Annotated in this window: 13 protein-coding genes; 6 read left to right on the top strand and 7 right to left on the bottom strand. The window is 70.7% G+C overall.

Annotated elements, in window-relative coordinates:
- Nucleotides 1-15 precede the first annotated feature (15 nt).
- On the bottom strand, nucleotides 16-1,725 hold the full coding sequence (locus tag KGQ19_RS41295) for a DUF885 domain-containing protein (RefSeq protein WP_212019726.1): 1,710 nt from the start codon (nucleotides 1,723-1,725) through the stop codon (nucleotides 16-18).
- An 82-nt stretch (nucleotides 1,726-1,807) separates the two neighbouring features.
- Here KGQ19_RS41295 and KGQ19_RS41290 point away from each other — a divergent pair, with 82 nt between their 5' ends.
- Complete coding sequence (locus KGQ19_RS41290) at nucleotides 1,808-2,914, top strand: hypothetical protein (protein ID WP_212019724.1); 1,107 nt, start codon at nucleotides 1,808-1,810, stop codon at nucleotides 2,912-2,914.
- Nucleotides 2,915-3,039: 125 nt separating this feature from the next.
- On the opposite strand, the gene tatA is transcribed toward KGQ19_RS41290, so the two are convergent.
- The 3 genes from tatA to KGQ19_RS41275 all read right to left on the bottom strand — a co-directional run bounded on the left by tatA (nucleotide 3,040) and on the right by KGQ19_RS41275 (nucleotide 5,091).
- Complete coding sequence (gene tatA / locus KGQ19_RS41285; protein WP_212019722.1) at nucleotides 3,040-3,303, bottom strand: Sec-independent protein translocase subunit TatA; 264 nt, start codon at nucleotides 3,301-3,303, stop codon at nucleotides 3,040-3,042.
- A gap of 91 nt (nucleotides 3,304-3,394) precedes the next feature.
- Complete coding sequence (locus KGQ19_RS41280; RefSeq protein WP_212019720.1) at nucleotides 3,395-4,441, bottom strand: nucleoside triphosphate pyrophosphohydrolase; 1,047 nt, start codon at nucleotides 4,439-4,441, stop codon at nucleotides 3,395-3,397.
- Nucleotides 4,438-5,091: a TetR/AcrR family transcriptional regulator gene (locus tag KGQ19_RS41275; RefSeq protein ID WP_212019718.1), complete on the bottom strand. Its 654-nt coding sequence runs from the start codon at nucleotides 5,089-5,091 to the stop codon at nucleotides 4,438-4,440. The genes KGQ19_RS41280 and KGQ19_RS41275 overlap by 4 nt, the downstream gene beginning before the upstream one ends.
- An 85-nt stretch (nucleotides 5,092-5,176) precedes the next feature.
- On the opposite strand from KGQ19_RS41275, the gene KGQ19_RS41270 reads away from it, so the two are divergent.
- Together KGQ19_RS41270 and KGQ19_RS41265 are read left to right on the top strand one after the other, a co-directional pair.
- The gene (locus tag KGQ19_RS41270) at nucleotides 5,177-5,914 is read left to right on the top strand and encodes a VC0807 family protein (protein WP_212019716.1); all 738 of its coding nucleotides are present in this window, start codon (nucleotides 5,177-5,179) and stop codon (nucleotides 5,912-5,914) included.
- Nucleotides 5,915-6,005: 91 nt separating this feature from the next.
- The gene (locus KGQ19_RS41265) at nucleotides 6,006-7,010 is read left to right on the top strand and encodes a glycoside hydrolase family 113 protein (protein ID WP_212019714.1); all 1,005 of its coding nucleotides are present in this window, start codon (nucleotides 6,006-6,008) and stop codon (nucleotides 7,008-7,010) included.
- Between the two features lie 113 nt (nucleotides 7,011-7,123).
- Here KGQ19_RS41265 and KGQ19_RS41260 read toward each other — a convergent pair whose 3' ends face one another.
- The 3 genes from KGQ19_RS41260 to mfd all read right to left on the bottom strand — a co-directional run bounded on the left by KGQ19_RS41260 (nucleotide 7,124) and on the right by mfd (nucleotide 12,971).
- A complete protein-coding gene (locus KGQ19_RS41260; protein ID WP_212019712.1) occupies nucleotides 7,124-7,879 on the bottom strand; it encodes a hypothetical protein in 756 nt (251 codons plus the stop codon).
- Nucleotides 7,880-7,913: 34 nt separating this feature from the next.
- Nucleotides 7,914-9,215 carry an MFS transporter gene (locus KGQ19_RS41255; RefSeq protein WP_212019710.1) on the bottom strand — a complete coding sequence of 434 codons (1,302 nt, stop codon included), beginning with the start codon at nucleotides 9,213-9,215 and terminating at the stop codon, nucleotides 7,914-7,916.
- A gap of 207 nt (nucleotides 9,216-9,422) precedes the next feature.
- Entirely contained in the window at nucleotides 9,423-12,971 is a 3,549-nt protein-coding gene (mfd, locus tag KGQ19_RS41250; RefSeq protein WP_212019708.1) for a transcription-repair coupling factor, read from the bottom strand.
- A 222-nt stretch (nucleotides 12,972-13,193) separates the two neighbouring features.
- On the opposite strand from mfd, the gene KGQ19_RS41245 reads away from it, so the two are divergent.
- From KGQ19_RS41245 to KGQ19_RS41235, 3 genes are all read left to right on the top strand, one after another.
- Entirely contained in the window at nucleotides 13,194-14,204 is a 1,011-nt protein-coding gene (locus KGQ19_RS41245; RefSeq protein WP_212019706.1) for an SMI1/KNR4 family protein, read from the top strand.
- Between the two features lie 132 nt (nucleotides 14,205-14,336).
- Nucleotides 14,337-14,816, top strand: coding sequence for a carboxymuconolactone decarboxylase family protein (locus tag KGQ19_RS41240; protein ID WP_212019704.1), 480 nt, complete (start codon nucleotides 14,337-14,339; stop codon nucleotides 14,814-14,816).
- A gap of 281 nt (nucleotides 14,817-15,097) precedes the next feature.
- On the top strand, nucleotides 15,098-15,482 hold a 385-nt coding region (locus KGQ19_RS41235; RefSeq protein WP_212019702.1), incomplete at its 3' end, for a hypothetical protein.

Raw genomic sequence — 15,482 nt, 5'->3', positions numbered from 1 at the left:
GCTCCCCGGCAGCGGCTAGGCGATCAGTTCCCTGAGATACCGCGCGGCCGGGGAGCCGTGCGCCAGCACCGCGTCGTGCACCTGGCGCTGCGACCACTGCGGGTGCTCGGCGCGCACGTCCCGGACCAAGTCGGACACCTCGACGTACCCGACGTAGTAGGTGGACAGCTGGGAACTGCTCAGCAGCGCCCGCCGCCACTTCCCGGCGGCCTCGCCGTCCTCCTGGAACCCGCGGTCCGTCATCAGCGCCATGGCCTCGGCCTCGGTCATGCCGTGGCAGTGGATCCGGCCGTCCAGCACGGCGTTGATGATCATGCGCAGCTGCATCTTCAACTGCTGCATCCGCACCGCCCGCGGATCGCCGTCCCCGGGGTACGCGTGCCGGGCCATCAGTTCCTCGGCGTAGACGGCCCAGCCCTCGACGAACGACCCGGACCACAGCGCGGCCCGCACCGGGGTCGGCGCCTGGTACCGCCGCGAGTGCTGCAACTGCAGCAGGTGTCCCGGCATCGCCTCGTGGACCATCAGGTTGTGCACCATGTGCAGGTTGTACTCGCGGAAGAACGAGTCGACGCGCTCGGGTGTCCAGTCCCGCGGCGTCGGCGAAATCGCCAGAATCGTTTGCACGTCAGCCGATTCCAGCGGCCCGGGCGGATCGCAGTAGGCCACCGCGACGCCCCGGTGCACCTCCGGCATCGCGGCGACTTCATAAGGGTCCGAATACACGGTCACCAGGTCGTGCTCGCGAACGAACGCGAACTGCTTCAGCAACGCCTGCCGGCCGTATGCCAGGATGCTGTCGTTGTCCGGGTGCGACTCGGCCAGCCGGTCCAGCACCCGCCGCACCAGCGCCGACCGCTCGGCCGGATCCGCCGGCACCGCGACGCCGTCATAGTCCGCGGCGGCCTCGACGATCTCGCCGGAGACCCGGTCCAGATCCGCCTCGGCCCGGGCCAGGATCTCCGCCGCGTCCGCCTCCGCGTCAAGGCTCAGCGACAGTTTCCGGGCGAACAGCTCCGCACCGATCCGCGGGTCGCGGAACTCCTCCAGCCCGGCGTCCCCGGCGGCCAGCCGTTCCTTGAGCCAGGCGATGTGTTCCCGCAGGGCCGCCAACGCGGCCGGGCGGACCGCGTCGATCGCCGCCCTGGCCTCGGAAAGGCCCTCGGCGCCGGCCTCCCGCGCCGCCGCGACGGCCGCGTCCAACTCCCCGCCGATCAGCTCGGCCGTGCCCTCGAACTGCCCGATCGCCAGCTCCACATGGATCCGCGACAGCGCCTTGCCGGCAAGCAGCGCGCGGTTCCCGGACAGCGTCGAGGGCACCTGTTCCAGCCGCCCCGCGAAAGCCGTCAGCCGCTGCGCCGCCGGAGCGTAATCGCGCGCGAGCAGTGTGTACAAAGGGACTCCGGGATTGGCCTCCGCCGGATTCCACTCGTCCTCGCGCAGATCGTCGATCTGGAAGCGGATCCTGGCCGCCTCGTTGGCCAGGATCGCGGCGTCCACCCGGTTCGGCACCGACAACGCGGCCCGGTCCAGGTCGGCGAACTCTTCGGCCTGCCCGGCCAGCCACGCGGACTCCGCGGCCAGTCCGCCGGCGGAGTGGTCTGGCAGCTCCGCGTCGTACTCGTGCCGGCCCAGCGCGCTGGCCCAGTCCGGGCGGCGGCGGCACAGGCCGTCCAGGAACTCGGCGGCCAGCGCCTCGAAGCGTGCGTCAGGGGTATCTGCCATTCTCCGACCATAGAGGACTGTTCACTACTGAGATCGGCGAAGACTCTGCACGTCTGTCATCAGTACTGCATATGCTGTGACCATGTCTTCTCAGCCGCCTTGGGAGACCCAGATCCAGCCGGGTTGGGGCTCCCAGCCCCAGCCGCCGGAGCAGCCGCGGCAACCGCCGCAGCAGCCCCAGCAGGGCGGTGGCTGGAACCAGGGTTCTTACACTCCACCGCAGCCGCCGCAGCAGGCCCCGCAGCAGCCCCCGCCGGGACCGCCGCAGCAGCCCGCACCCGGGCCGCCGGGACCGCCGCAGCAGCACCCGCAGCCGGATGCCCGGCCGTATCCGCAGTTCACCCAGCAGCCGCCGCCCCCGCAGTTCACGCCGCCGCAGATGCCCGGCATGGGGCCGATCGGCGAAGAACCGCCGCCGAAGAAGAACACCGGCCGGATCCTGGCGGTCGTCGCGGCCGTGGTGGTGCTGGCCGGCGCCGCGGGCGGTATCTACATGTTCACCAAGGGCGGCAAGAGCTCGACCGCGGACAAGACCCCGTCGAAGCCGACCGCCCCGGTCACCACGCCCGCGGCGGCGACGACTTCGGCATCGGTCCCGGACAACAGCTACACCACTTCGGCGGCCCCGCCGGCTTCGGCATCCGCCCCGGGCGGCGGCGCGAGCCTGGACAACGCGACCACCGACAAGACGCCTTTCACCGCCGACGCTTTGGTGGCCAAGTCCTTCGTCGACGACAAGAAGGTCACCTACGAGCTGAAGTTCGCCCAGCCCATGTCGTGCGACAAGGTCGGCGACGCGGCGGTGCAGACCATCGTGAAGTCCGCGCCCTGCACCAACCTGATGGCGGCCTCGTGGATCGACCCGGCCAACAGCCGGATCGTCGTCAGCGCCATGATCATCCCGTACCAGGACGCGGCCACGGCGGCGGCGGTCTACAAGAAGCTCGGCGCCACCCACACCGGCGACTACGCCCAGTGGTGCCCGTCGGCCGGCCAGCCCGGCGCCGACACCTGCACGAAGCTGGCCAAGGCCGGCAACGCCACCCGTGAGGGAAAGTTCGGCAGCTTCCACCGCTACGTGCTGATCACCACGGCGGTCTACGTGGATCTACGCAACGACGACACGCAGAAGGACTGGCTGACTTCCGCGGCGCACGGCGCGTTCCAGAACACCTTGCCGGGGCAGTGATTCCGGCCGGCTGATCTCCCGGCCGAAGCCGGGGACCAAGGTTTCCCAGGGCAGCACCGAGGGGCCTCTCGCGAATCGCGGGAGGCCCCAAGTCTCTATTCAGGGCTGGTGCGGACGCGGACCGCTCAGCTGGCGTTGGCCTGCTTCTGGGCCGCGTCGGCCACCGGCGTCGTAACGACGGTCTCGACGGCGGGCGTCACGCGCGCGGCCTCGTTGGCCTGCTTCGCGACGTCCTCGGTCTCCTTCTGGCTCTGCCGCATCTCGGACTTGAAGATGCGCAGAGACTGCCCGACCGAGCGGGCCATGTCCGGCATCTTCTTCGCCCCGAACAGCAGGAACAGCACGACGAGCAGCACGATGATGTGCCACGGCTGGAGGTCACCGAGCATGGTGGATTCTCTTCTCCCTGATAGCTACGAGTCGTGAGGAGAAGTCGGCCGGTCCGCTTCACCTACCCTGCTTCAGGGTAACCCGCCACCCCTACCCCCTGGCTAGCTCCAGTTCGACCGTAATGATCCGGTCACGATACCTTCGCGCAGCCGTCCGCAAAGCTTCTTCCGGATCCCACCCGGCCGCCACCGCCGCGACGGCCGTCGCCAGCAGCTGTTCGCCCAGTTCATCGGGGGTCTGCGGGAGGTCCGGCGCGGTCGGCACCGGCACCTCGAGGCCGGATTTGCCCACCCGTCCGGCGAGTTTGGCGATCAGCGAGAGCGCCGGCTGGGATGTCGGCACGCCCTCGGTCACCGACGTGCGCTGCTTCTCCTGCGCCTTGATCTGGTCCCAGTTCGCCGCCACGTGCTCGGCGGTGGGGGCCTCCACATCGCCGAAGACGTGCGGGTGCCGGCGGATCAGCTTGGCGACGATGCCGTCGGCGACGTCGTCCACCGAGAACGGATCGGCTTCGTGTTCTTCGGCGATGCGTGAGTGGAACATCACTTGGAGCAACACGTCGCCGAGTTCCTCGCGCAGCGCGTCCCGGCCCGGGCCGGGGGTCAGGGGATCGCCGTCCTCGATGGTCTCGACGGTTTCGTAGGCCTCTTCGAGCAGGTACTTCACCAGCGAGGCGTGGGTCTGCTCGGCGTCCCAGGGACAGCCGCCGGGCGAGCGCAGCCGGTTCATGACGTCCACCAGGTCGAGCAGGTGCGCGCCGGGCAGATCGTAGGAGCCGGGCAGGACTTCGAGGTCGGGCAGTGCCTCGGCGGCCGTGGCCGCCAGACGGTTCCCCAGCGCCACGGCCAGTTCCTCGTCGTACTCCTCGTCCTCGGCGAGCCAGACGACCGTGCGCGCGGGCGTGGCGGCCTCCAGGAGGCGTTCGGCGGCCATCGCCGGGCTGTGGTCCGGCAGCGCCACCACGGCGCCGGTGGCCTGCTCGACGTAGGGGATGTGCGGGTGGTCGGCGTCACCGGCGAAGACCACGTCCGCCGCCCGCAACGCCTCCCAGGCGGGCCAGGACAACAGGCCGAGGGCGACGCGCGGGGAGGTGGCGAGGAAGACGATGCGGCCGGCCGGCGGCGGGGCTTCGGTCATGGGGTAGATCGTAGGCGGGGTCGCGGGTCGAAGCCGCTGAGATCGGCTTCGAGGAGGGCGAAGGCGCGCTGGGCCACGGCGCCGAGCGTCTGGACCATCTCCGGACCCTGAAGGCCTTCCAGCAGCAGTCGGCGGCCGGTGTAGTACACGACCCGGTAGGCCCCGGCGATCTGCGCCGCGACCACCCGCGCCGTCAGTTCCTCACCCGGCGTCGCCTGCGCCACCAGGACCTCGGCCAGCGCCTCCTCGCGCTGGTCGTGGATCTGCCGCTCGCGCGCGGTCAGGGCCGGGCTGGCCAGCACCAGGCGGGAGAAGTTCGCGCCGAGGTGCCCGATGGTCGGGTCCCCGGCGGCCAGCCGCTCGGCGTGGTAGCGGCGGGCGGCGGCCAGTACCGGTTCGCCCTCGGGCCGCGCGGCGATCGCCTCGGGCAGCCCGTGGACGATGTGCTCCGCGCGGTCGAAGACCAGGTCCTCCTTGAGCGGGAAGTGGTTGGTGACCGTCATCTTCGCCACCCCCACGGCCGTGGCCACCTCGGCGATGGTCACGTTCTCGAAGCCGCGCTCGGCGAACATCATGGTCGCGACGTTGGCGATCTCTTCGCGGGTCTGGCGCTTCTTGCGCTCGCGCAGCCCGTCGTACTTGGTCTCCATGGCTCCATCTTAGGCTTGACCTAATGAGTAGGTCCAGCCTAAAGTTATGTCGAGCCCAATGAGTTCGTCGGGGAGAGGACCCATCATGACCACCATCACCGTCGCCGCGGAGACCGCTATGAGCACGGCCGACACCGAGAGCACCACCGCACCGGAAGCGCTCCAGACGCCGAACCCGCTGAAGCAGGCGCTGCTGCCGCTCGCCGTCGACATCGCCGTCCCGCTCGGCGCCTACTACGCCCTGCACGCCGGCCTCGGCGTCGGCACCGCCGCCGCGCTGGCGCTCAGCAGCGTGGTGCCCGCGGCCCGCACGATCACGGCCGCGGTCACCAAGCGGGAGCTGAACGCCCTGGCCGCGCTGATGCTGACGGTGAACGTGGTGGCCATCGCCCTGACCTTCGTCTCCGGCAACCCGCGGCTGATGCTGGCCAAGGACTCGGCGGTGAGCAGCACCATCGCGCTCGGGATGCTGTGGTCGGTGCGCGGCGGCAAGCCGATGATGTCGGCCGGGCTGAAGCCGTTCGTCGTCAAGGGCGACGTCCGGCGGGCCGCGGCGTGGGACGCGCTGAAGGCCGGAAGCAGCGCGTTCCGGGCCAAGGAGAACCTGTTCACCGTGATCTGGGGCGCCTGGCTGCTGGCCGAGTGCGTCGCCCGGCTGGCCGGGGCGTTCCTGCTGCCGGTGTCCACGATGGCCTGGCTGGGCACCGTCGTGCTGGTCGTGGCGATCGCCGGGGCCTGCGTCACCGGCGGCGCGGCGGTCGAACCGCTGGAGAAGCTGGTCGAGGCGCAGGCCGCGGACCTCGCCTCCGCCGAAGAGCGCTGATACGATATATCGCGTCTGACGCCCCGCTGCGGACGCACCGGAACGCGCCCGGACACACCACAGACATGGCACCACGGGAGGGGTAGGCGCTATGCGCGGCAAGGGAATCAACTACGACACCGGATTCTTCCCCGGCGGCAAGGACTCGCGGCCGGACTTCGATCCGGAGACCGCCCGCCGGGAACTCCGGATCATCGCCGACGAGCTGCACTGCACCGCCGTCCGGATCTCCGGGGCGTTGCCGGACCGGCTGGAAGCCGCCGCCCAGGCCGCCGCGGAAGCCGGTTTGGAGGTCTGGTTCGCGCCCTTCCCGTGCGAGGCGTCACGGGAGGAGCTGCTGGAGCAGCTGGCCGACTGCGCCCGCCGGGCCGAGCGGATCCGCGCCGCCGGGACCGAGGTGGTGTTCGTGGCCGGCTGCGAGACCTCGTTGTTCTGCCCCGGCTACTTCGACGGCGACGACACCTACGCCCGGATCGAGACGCTGAGCGGCGGCGGGATGGCGCTGTGGAGCCGGCTCGGGGAGATCCTCGGCAAGTTCAACGGCTACCTGGTCCAGGCCGCCGCGGCGGTGCGGGAGCACTTCCACGGGAAGGTGACGTACGCGGCCGGGCCGTGGGAGTTCATCGACTGGACGCCGTTCGACTTCGTGTCCGTGGACGCCTATCGCTCGAAGGAGAACAAGGACAAGTTCGCGGACGAGATCCGCGAACACCTCAAGCACGGCAAGCCGGTGGTGGCCACCGAGTTCGGCTGCACCACCTACGTCGGGGCCGGCGACCGCGGCGGCATGGGCTGGGCGATCCTGGACGCCTCGGTCGACCCGCCGGTGGTCCAGGGGGACCACGTCCGCAGCGAGGACGAGCAGACCGCGTACTTCACCGAGCTCTACGACGTGTTCGAGGCGGCCGGGCTCGACTCGGCGTTCTGGTTCACGTTCGCCACGTTCCGGGCCGTGCACGTCCCGGACGACCCGCGGCGGGATCTGGACCTGGCCTCTTACGGCACCGTGACGATGACCGGCCCGGACACGCCGGAGCTGAACTGGCGGCGCAAGAAGGTGTTCCACACGATCGCGGAGCGGTACGCGGCTTCTTGAGAGTCGTTTTCGAGCAGAGAACAACGAGCGCGCCGTCCCGGTTCGGGGCGGCGCGCTCGGCGTCTGTGTTCTGTGTATAGAAGTTCTGTGTATGGAAGCCGAGGAACTGAGACTCAGTTGGTGCCCATGCCGTTGCTGGCGTCCTGCTGCTGCTGGGCGGCGGCGATCTGGGCCTTGGTCGGCCGGATCCACGAGGCCTGCGCGGCGACGACCTGAGCGGTGCTCGCGTCGAACTGGCCGTACCGCGGCGAGATCTTGACCTTGATCTCGCCGGCCGCCTTGACCAGCACCGGCTGGAGCGCGGACTGCAACGCGGGCACGTTGTTCTGGTCGTTCGGGTCCAGGTGCGCCTTGGCCGCCTGCTCGTCGACCACCGCGCGGATCAGCGCCTGCACGTGGGCGTAGATCGGGACGGTGCTCGGCGCCAGGCCGGAGGCGCTCTGCGACTCGGCGTCGGCCAGGGCCACCGCCTCGTTGTCGCTGCCGGTGAACTGCTTGCCGCCCAGGGTGGCCCGGTCCTGCTCGACCAGTGCGGTCTGTTCCTTGGCGTCGTCGGCCGAGGTGACCTCAAGGCCTTCGTCGTCGGCCGCCTTCTGCCACAGCGCCTGCTCCACCAGCAGGCTGATCTGGGCCTTGGACAGCGCGGCGCGCTGGGCGTCGGTGACGGCGCCCTGCTGCAGGTTGTTCTTCTGGACCAGCGAGATGATCGAGGAGACCTGGTCCTGGACCGTGGCGTCGGTGGTGCGCTGGCCCTGCACCACGGCCGCGGCCCCGGCCTGCATCGGGCCGCCGCAGGCGGAGGTGGCGAGAGCGACTGCCCCGCCGAGGACGACGACGGCGGCGAGACGGACGGGGCTAGCGTGGATCACGGTGCTGAACCTTCCTGGCGGACCTCAGACCAACTCAGATCGACACCGCATCGTAGCGGTCCGCCATGGGCTTTGTGGAGTGGATCACACCAAGATCGTCGCGAAGCCCCTGAACCCGGCGCACGACCCACGGCTGCGCGACCGCCATGACGGCACACGCCAAGGCACTCACCGTCCACAGCGACGCCGGCCCGGACACGCCGATCAACCACGTCGCCACCAGCGGCGCCAGCAAAGTCGCGACACCCCAGCTGCTCCCGTAGACGGCGAGGTAGCGGGCCGATGCCTCGGTCGGCGCCAACTCGCTGACGACGGCGAACGAGCGCCCCATGACGAGCAGATTTCCCAGGCTGTAGAGCGCGGTCGGCAGGAGCAGAGTCGGGAGCGTATGCGCGAGTGCGTAGCCGCCGAAGCCCGCGGCCATCAGCAGATAGCCGACAGCGAAGGTCGCGGCGTGCGGGAGCTTCGCGAGGCGGGTGCGCAGCACCGGGCGGGCCAGGACCAGGGTCGCGGTCGAGGCGGCCATGATCAGGCCCGCGTTCGCCGGGTTCAAGCCGACGGCGCCGAGGGAAAGCGGGAGCGCGGTCAGCATGAGCATGGAGACGAGGGCGAAGACCGTGCCGGAGGCGGTGACGAGGAGGAGCGCTCGGTCGCGCCACGGGGAGGCAGCAGGCGCCGGGACGATTGCCGGGCCTGCCAGGTTCGCATGGCCCACCTGGCTCGCCGCACTTGTCGAGTCCGCCGAGGACTGATCATCCCGCCGCGGCACCGCATCCGGCGCCAGCGCCAGCGCCAGCCACACGATCACCGCGCAGGCCAGACCGGTCCCGGCGTCGACCACGAAGAGCCATCGCAGACTCCACCGTCCGACCACATCGGCGATCAGCCCGGCCGCAAGACTCCCGGCCGCCACGGCGGTGGTCAGCAACTCGAAGGCCGAGGCCCGCCCGGCCGGCGGCACCGCATCGGCGATCGTCGCCTGACTCGGCGGTTCGAAGAGCTCGAAGGCGAGCCCCATCAACAACGCACACACCATTGCCGCGATCAGCCCCGGTGCCGCCGCCAACCCCAGCTGCGCCAGGGCCAGACCGACCAGCCCCGCGACGATCGTGCGCCGCCGCCCCCACCGGTCCGCGAGCCGGCCACCGGCCAGCCGACTGGGAATCGTCGCCAGCCCGAACAGCGCCGACACCACCCCGGCCATCGCCAGACTCGCGCCGAAGCTCCGGTTCAGCAGCACGGTCAGGAACGCCAGCGAGAAGCCGCCGAGCTGGTTCACCGCGCGCGCCACGATCAGTGCCTTGACCTGCCTCGGCAGTGCTGATGTGGCACTCACTGGGGTCCCCTGTCGCCAGCCCGCATTGCGGATGGTTCGCAGCTGCGAGCAATTCGCATCTCAGCCAACCAGGGCCCACTGACACTCAAGTACGGGCCAGCACTCAGAGCGGGCCGGCACTCGGACCGGGCAGGCACTCGGACCGGGCCGAATCTCCGGACCCGAACCGCCCGAACCGACAACCACAAGCGATCCCCGACCGTCGCCCTACATCTTCAGAACCGCATCCATCAGATCCCTGGCCCACCCCAACAGTTCCTGGTCCCGCAGCGGCTGCCCGCCGACCCGGGCCGTCATCGGCTTCGGCACCAGCATCGTCTCCGTCGCCGCCTTCACCAGCGTCTTCGGGTGCAGCCGCATGAGCCGCATCTCCTGCGACTCGCGCAGCTTCACCGGGCCGAACTTCACGAAGTTGCCCTGGACCGCGACCTCCGTGAGCCCGGCCGCGCGCGCGTCGATGCGGAACGCCGCGACCGCGAGAAGGTTCTCCACAGGCTGTGGAAAGCGGCCGTAGCGGTCGGTGAACTCGTGGCGGACCTCGGCCAGTTCCTCGTGGGTGGTGGCGGCCGCGATGCGCTTGTACGCCTCCAGGCGCAACCGCTCGCCCGGGATGTAGTCGTGCGGGAGGTGGGCGTCGACCGGGAGGTCCACGCGGATCTCCACCTGCTCTTCGATCTCGCGTCCCTCGGCCTGCGCGCGGTACTCCTCCACCGCCTCGCCGACCATGCGGATGTACAGGTCGAAGCCGACGCCTTCGATGTGGCCGCTCTGTTCGCCGCCGAGGAGGTTGCCGGCGCCGCGGATCTCCAGGTCCTTCATCGCCACGTACATACCGGCGCCGAGGTCGGTGTGCTGGGCGATGGTGGCCAGGCGCTCGTGCGCGGTCTCGGTCAGCGGCTTCTCCGGCGGGTAGGTGAAGTACGAGTACGCGCGCTCGCGTCCTCGGCCCACCCGGCCGCGCAGCTGGTGCAGCTGGGACAGGCCGAAGTTGTCGGCGCGCTCGACGATCAGTGTGTTGGCGTTGGGGATGTCGATGCCGGACTCCACGATCGTGGTGCAGACCAGGACGTCGTACTCCTTGTTCCAGAAGTCGACGATCAGCCGCTCCAGCACGTGCTCGTTCATCTGGCCGTGCGCGATGGCGATCCGCGCCTCGGGCACCAGGGCCCGCAGGCGGGAGGCCGCGCGGTCGATGGACTCCACCCGGTTGTGGATGTAGAACGTCTGGCCCTCGCGCAGCAGTTCGCGGCGGATCGCGGCCGAGATCTGCTTCTCCTCGTACGGCCCGACGAAGGTCAGCACCGGGTGCCGCTCCTCCGGCGGGGTCTGGATCGTCGACATCTCCCGGATGCCGGTGACCGCCATCTCCAGCGTGCGGGGGATCGGGGTGGCGGACATGGTGAGCACGTCCACGTTGGCCCGCGCCTGTTTCAGCTGTTCCTTGTGCTCGACGCCGAAGCGCTGCTCCTCGTCCACGATCACCAGGCCGAGGCGCTTGAACTTCACCGAGTTCGCCAGCAGCCGGTGGGTGCCGATGACGATGTCGACCGAGCCGTCGGCGACCCCGCGCAGCACCTCCTCGGCCTCCTTGTCGGTCTGGAACCTGGACAGGCCCTTGAGCGTGACCGGGAACTGCGCGTAGCGCTCGGCGAACGTCGAGAAGTGCTGCTGCACCAACAGCGTGGTCGGCACCAGGACCGCCACCTGCTTGCCGTCCTGCACCGCCTTGAACGCCGCGCGCACCGCGATCTCGGTCTTGCCGTAGCCGACGTCGCCGCAGATCAGCCGGTCCATCGGGACCGGCTTCTCCATGTCGCCCTTCACCTCGTCGATGCACGCCAGCTGGTCCGGCGTCTCGACGTACGGGAACGCGTCCTCCAGCTCCCGCTGCCACGGCGTGTCGGTCCCGAACGCGTGTCCGGGGGCGGCCATCCGGGCGCTGTAGAGCTTCACCAGGTCCCCGGCGATCTGCTTGACCGCCTTGCGGGCCCGGGACTTCGCCTTCTGCCAGTCCGCGCCGCCGAGCCGGTGCAGCGAGGGCGCCTCGCCGCCGACGTACTTGGTCACCTGGTCCAGCTGGTCGGTGGGGACGAACAGCCGGTCGCCGGGCTGGCCGCGCTTGGCCGCGGCGTACTCGATCACCAGGTACTCGCGGGTGGCGCCGGCCACGGTGCGCTGCGCCATCTCCACGTAGCGGCCCACGCCGTGCTGCTCGTGCACGACCGGGTCGCCGGCCTTGAGCTGCAGCGGGTCGATGACGTTGCGCCGCCGCGAGGGCATCCGCGCCATGTCCTTGGTGCTCGCGCGCTGCCCGGAGACGTCCTGCTCGGTGATCACCCAGAGCTTGAGCTCCGGAGCGATGAAGCCGTGCTCGACGCTGGCCGTGGCGACCGTCGCCAGCGCCGGCTCCGGGAGCGTCTCCAGCTCCGGGACGTACCGGGCGCCGATGTCAGCCCCCTTCAACACCTCGACCAGGCGCTCGGCCGAGCCGTGCCCCGCGGTCACCAGCACCACCCGCCAGCCCTCGGAGATCCGGGCCCGGACGTCGTCCAGCGCCCGGCCGACGTCGCCGCCGTACTGCTCGCCGTCGTTGATGGCGCTGACCTCGGTGCCGTCCTCCTCGGGCAGCAGCTCCAGGTCCGGGGCGAACGGGGTCAGCGACCACCAGGGCAGCCCGAGGGTGATGGCGTGCTCACGGACCGCGGCCAGGTCCTTCAGCGAGGCCGCGCCCAGGTCGATCGGGCTCACGCCGCCGCCGGCGGTGGCGGCCCAGGAGGCGTCCAGGAACTCCGCGGAGGTCGCGGCCAGGTCGGCGGCCCGGGTCCGGACCCGCTCCGGGTCGCACAGCACGATCGGCGAGCCGGCCGGCAGCAGGTCGATCAGCAGCTCCATGTCGTCGGCCAGCACCGGCGCCAGCGACTCCATGCCCTCCACGCCGATGCCCTCGGACACCTTGCCGAGGATGTCGGCCAGTTCCGGGTGCTCGGCCATCAGCGCGGCGGCCCGCTTGCGGACCTCGTCGGTGAGCAGCAGTTCACGGCACGGCGGCGCCCACAGGCCGTGCTCGGCCACTTCCAGCGAGCGCTGGTCGGCGACCTTGAAGTACCGGATCTCCTCGATCTGGTCGCCCCAGAACTCCAGCCGCAGCGGGTGCTCCTCGGTCGGCGGGAAGACGTCGACGATGCCGCCGCGCACCGCGAACTCCCCGCGCTTGTCCACCAGGTCCGTCCGGGTGTACGCGGCCGCGGCCAGCCGGTTCACCAGGTCGTCCAGCTCCAGCTCGTCGCCGGTCCGGGCGGCCACCGGGGCCAGGTCGGCCAGCCCCTTCACCTGCGGCTGCAGCACCGAGCGGATCGGCGCCACGACCACCTGCAGGGCCCCGGCGCCCTCGGTGCGGACATCCGGATGGACCAACCGGCGCAGCACGGCCAGCCGCCGGCCGACGGTGTCGCTGCGCGGGGACAGCCGCTCGTGCGGCAGCGTCTCCCAGGACGGGAAGTCCACCACCGAGTCCGGGTCCAGCAGTCCGCGCAGGGCGGCGACCAGGTCCTCGGCCTCACGGCCGGTGGCGGTCACGGCCAGCACCGGGCGGCCGGTGCCCGCCTGCGCCCGGGCCAGCGCGGCCAGCGCGAACGGCCGCACCGAGCGCGGCGCGGCCAGGTCGAAGGAAGTACGCCCGGCGGTCCCGGCCGCTTCCAGCAGCGCGGCGACCCCCTGGTCATCGGATACGGCGTCAAGAAGTCCGGACAGGCTCACAAGGGCCACCCTTCGCGCACGACGAACAGCCCGAAGCCATGGGTCGGCGTCGGGATATCCCTAGGGTACGCCCGGCGTCCGACAACCGGATTGGGGATCAATCCGGGCGAAGTTCACCCCGGCGGGGCCACCTGGTCAGGCGACATACCCGCCACCGGTGAAGAGCCGGTACCTTTCTACCGGACACAACAGGAGTGAAGAAGGCCGGAGCGAGACCTCACCATGGCACAGGCATCCGCACAGCGGCACGGCATACCGAACGGCCAGTTCGCCGGACGGATCATCGAGTTCAGCGACCCCGAACTCGACCGCAAGTTCCCGCACGGCATCTACCTGACCATGCACGGCTACCCGGAGTTCGCCGTCTACGCCCGGCATACGGTGCAGATCGCGGACCCGCCCTCCGGCCTGTCCGTGGACGAGATCCGGGTCACCGACGTCATCGCCGCCAACCTGCTGGCCGCCGGCTCCGGCGACCCGCTGTGGGAGGCCCGCTCGGACATCGCCACGCCGCAGGGCTGGACCTGGGCGCACGCCGCCGAGTCCCGGCTGCTGCACTGCGTGCCGATCGAGCTGCACGGCGCCTTCCGGCACCACGGCGGCATGGCCACGCTCAAGGCCGACCGCAACCGCTCCGGGCTGTTCACCGAGGGCATGCTGGAGCCGGTCGCCTTCGAGCGCAGCGGCTCGGTGCCCGAGGACGCGATGAAGCAGCTGGAGCAGCACCTGGGCTTCGGGCTGCCGCCGTCCTACCGGCGCTTCCTGGCCGGCACCGACGGCGGTCGGCCGATCAGCCCGGCGGTCAACCTGGCCGGCGGCTTCATCGCCGACCAGTGGCTGTTCGGGCTGCGCCGCGAGGACCCGCACCAGGACCTGGTGTACGCCAACCAGGCGCTGTACGACCGGTTCACCGAGGAGTTCCTGGGCATCGGCTACGTACAGGGCGGCATGCTGGCCCTGAAGATCCGCGGCGCCGACGTCGGCTCGGTCTGGCTGTTCGACGACGACGACCCGCGCGACTCCGAGAGCCGGGACGCCGCCAGCGTGTGCGCCGAGCTGCTGAAGAAGATCGGCAACGACTTCGACGACTTCGCCCGGCACCTGGTCGCGCTGCCGCAGCAGATCGTCGACATCGCGCGCTCCGCGGTGGACTCCGGGCACGCCAAGTCGATCACCGACGTGGAGCACCTGGGAGCGGCGCTCCCGGAGGCCCTGAAGGCGCCACGGCACTGACACGGCACTGGGCACTGAGCACTGAGCCCTGCCCGCCGGACCGTGACCCTGGTCACAACAAACCGTGTCACAAGGGTCGGTGCCGTCCCGTCCTAGTGGTGTACCCAGCCCAGATCGACCAGGGAGCACACCATGCAAGCCCGCCTGAACACCTTCGGCACCCCGACCGGGGCCAAGTTCACCAAGTACCTGATCGCCGCGAGCCGCGTCCTGCACGAGGCCGACGTCCCGGTGCCGACGCTGCACCTGGTCGAGATCCGGGCCAGCCAGATCAACGGCTGCGCCTTCTGCCTGGACATGCACACCAAGGACGCCCTGGCGGCCGGCGAGAGCGCCGCCCGGCTGAACCTGGTCGCCGCCTGGCGCGAGGCCACCTGCTTCACCGAGGCTGAGCGCGCCGCGCTGGAACTGGCCGAGGCCGGCACCCGGCTGGCCGACAGCGCCGGGGTGAGCGAGGAGGTGTGGGCGAGCGCCGCCAAGCACTACGACGAGGACCAGTTGGCCACCCTGGTGGCGCAGATCGCTTTGATCAACGCCTTCAACCGGGGCAACGTCATGGTCCGCAACCCGGCCGGCGACTACGTGCCCGGCCAGTTCGACTCGGTCGCGTAGCGCGCCGCGGCGGCACCGGCGGACCAGAACCCGAAATCAGCACCCGGGACCGGTCCGCGAAACAGCACGCGAAAACCCCCGTAGCGCCAGGCAGCGCACCGGCCCCGCACCATGGTTGTCAGGCTTCTGGCACCCCTGGTCCACGCGGGAGACCGGTGCGCTGCTTTTTGTTCTGTACGCCCGCACGCCACCCGAATGCGGCCTTTGGCGTGACCTGCCGATCTTCCTCCGCGTTGAGGGGCCAGTTCCCTATTCATGAAACGCGATGAGAGGAGTCGGCGATGCGCAAGTATCTGACCTTCGCCGCTGTGGCTTTGTCCTCCGGCGGAGCGATCTTCGCCGCGGCCGGCGCGGCCAGCGCGGCCACCACCAATGACGGCTTGCGGGCCGCGCCGTGGCTCGCGAGCAGCCCGCTGGCGATGCACGGTACGCCGTGGGGCGGCGACCAGGGCAGCGAGGGCCTGTGCGGGATGCAGCGCGACGCGGTCCACGTCGGAACCGTCGACAGCGACCTGGTGCAGAAGCTGTGCGCCGGTGAGACCACCGACCAGATGGCGCCGCCGCCCGGGCAGCCGGTTCTCGGCCCGCCGCCGGTCGGTCCGCCGCCGTGCACCGAGGTCTGCGTCCCGCCGGTGACGCCGCCCACGCCGCCGACTCCCCCCGCCC

The sequence above is a fragment of the Catenulispora pinistramenti genome (assembly GCF_018274385.1).
Taxonomy (GTDB): Bacteria; Actinomycetota; Actinomycetes; order Streptomycetales; family Catenulisporaceae; genus Catenulispora; species Catenulispora pinistramenti.
This window is presented reverse-complemented; position numbering and strand designations above follow the sequence as displayed.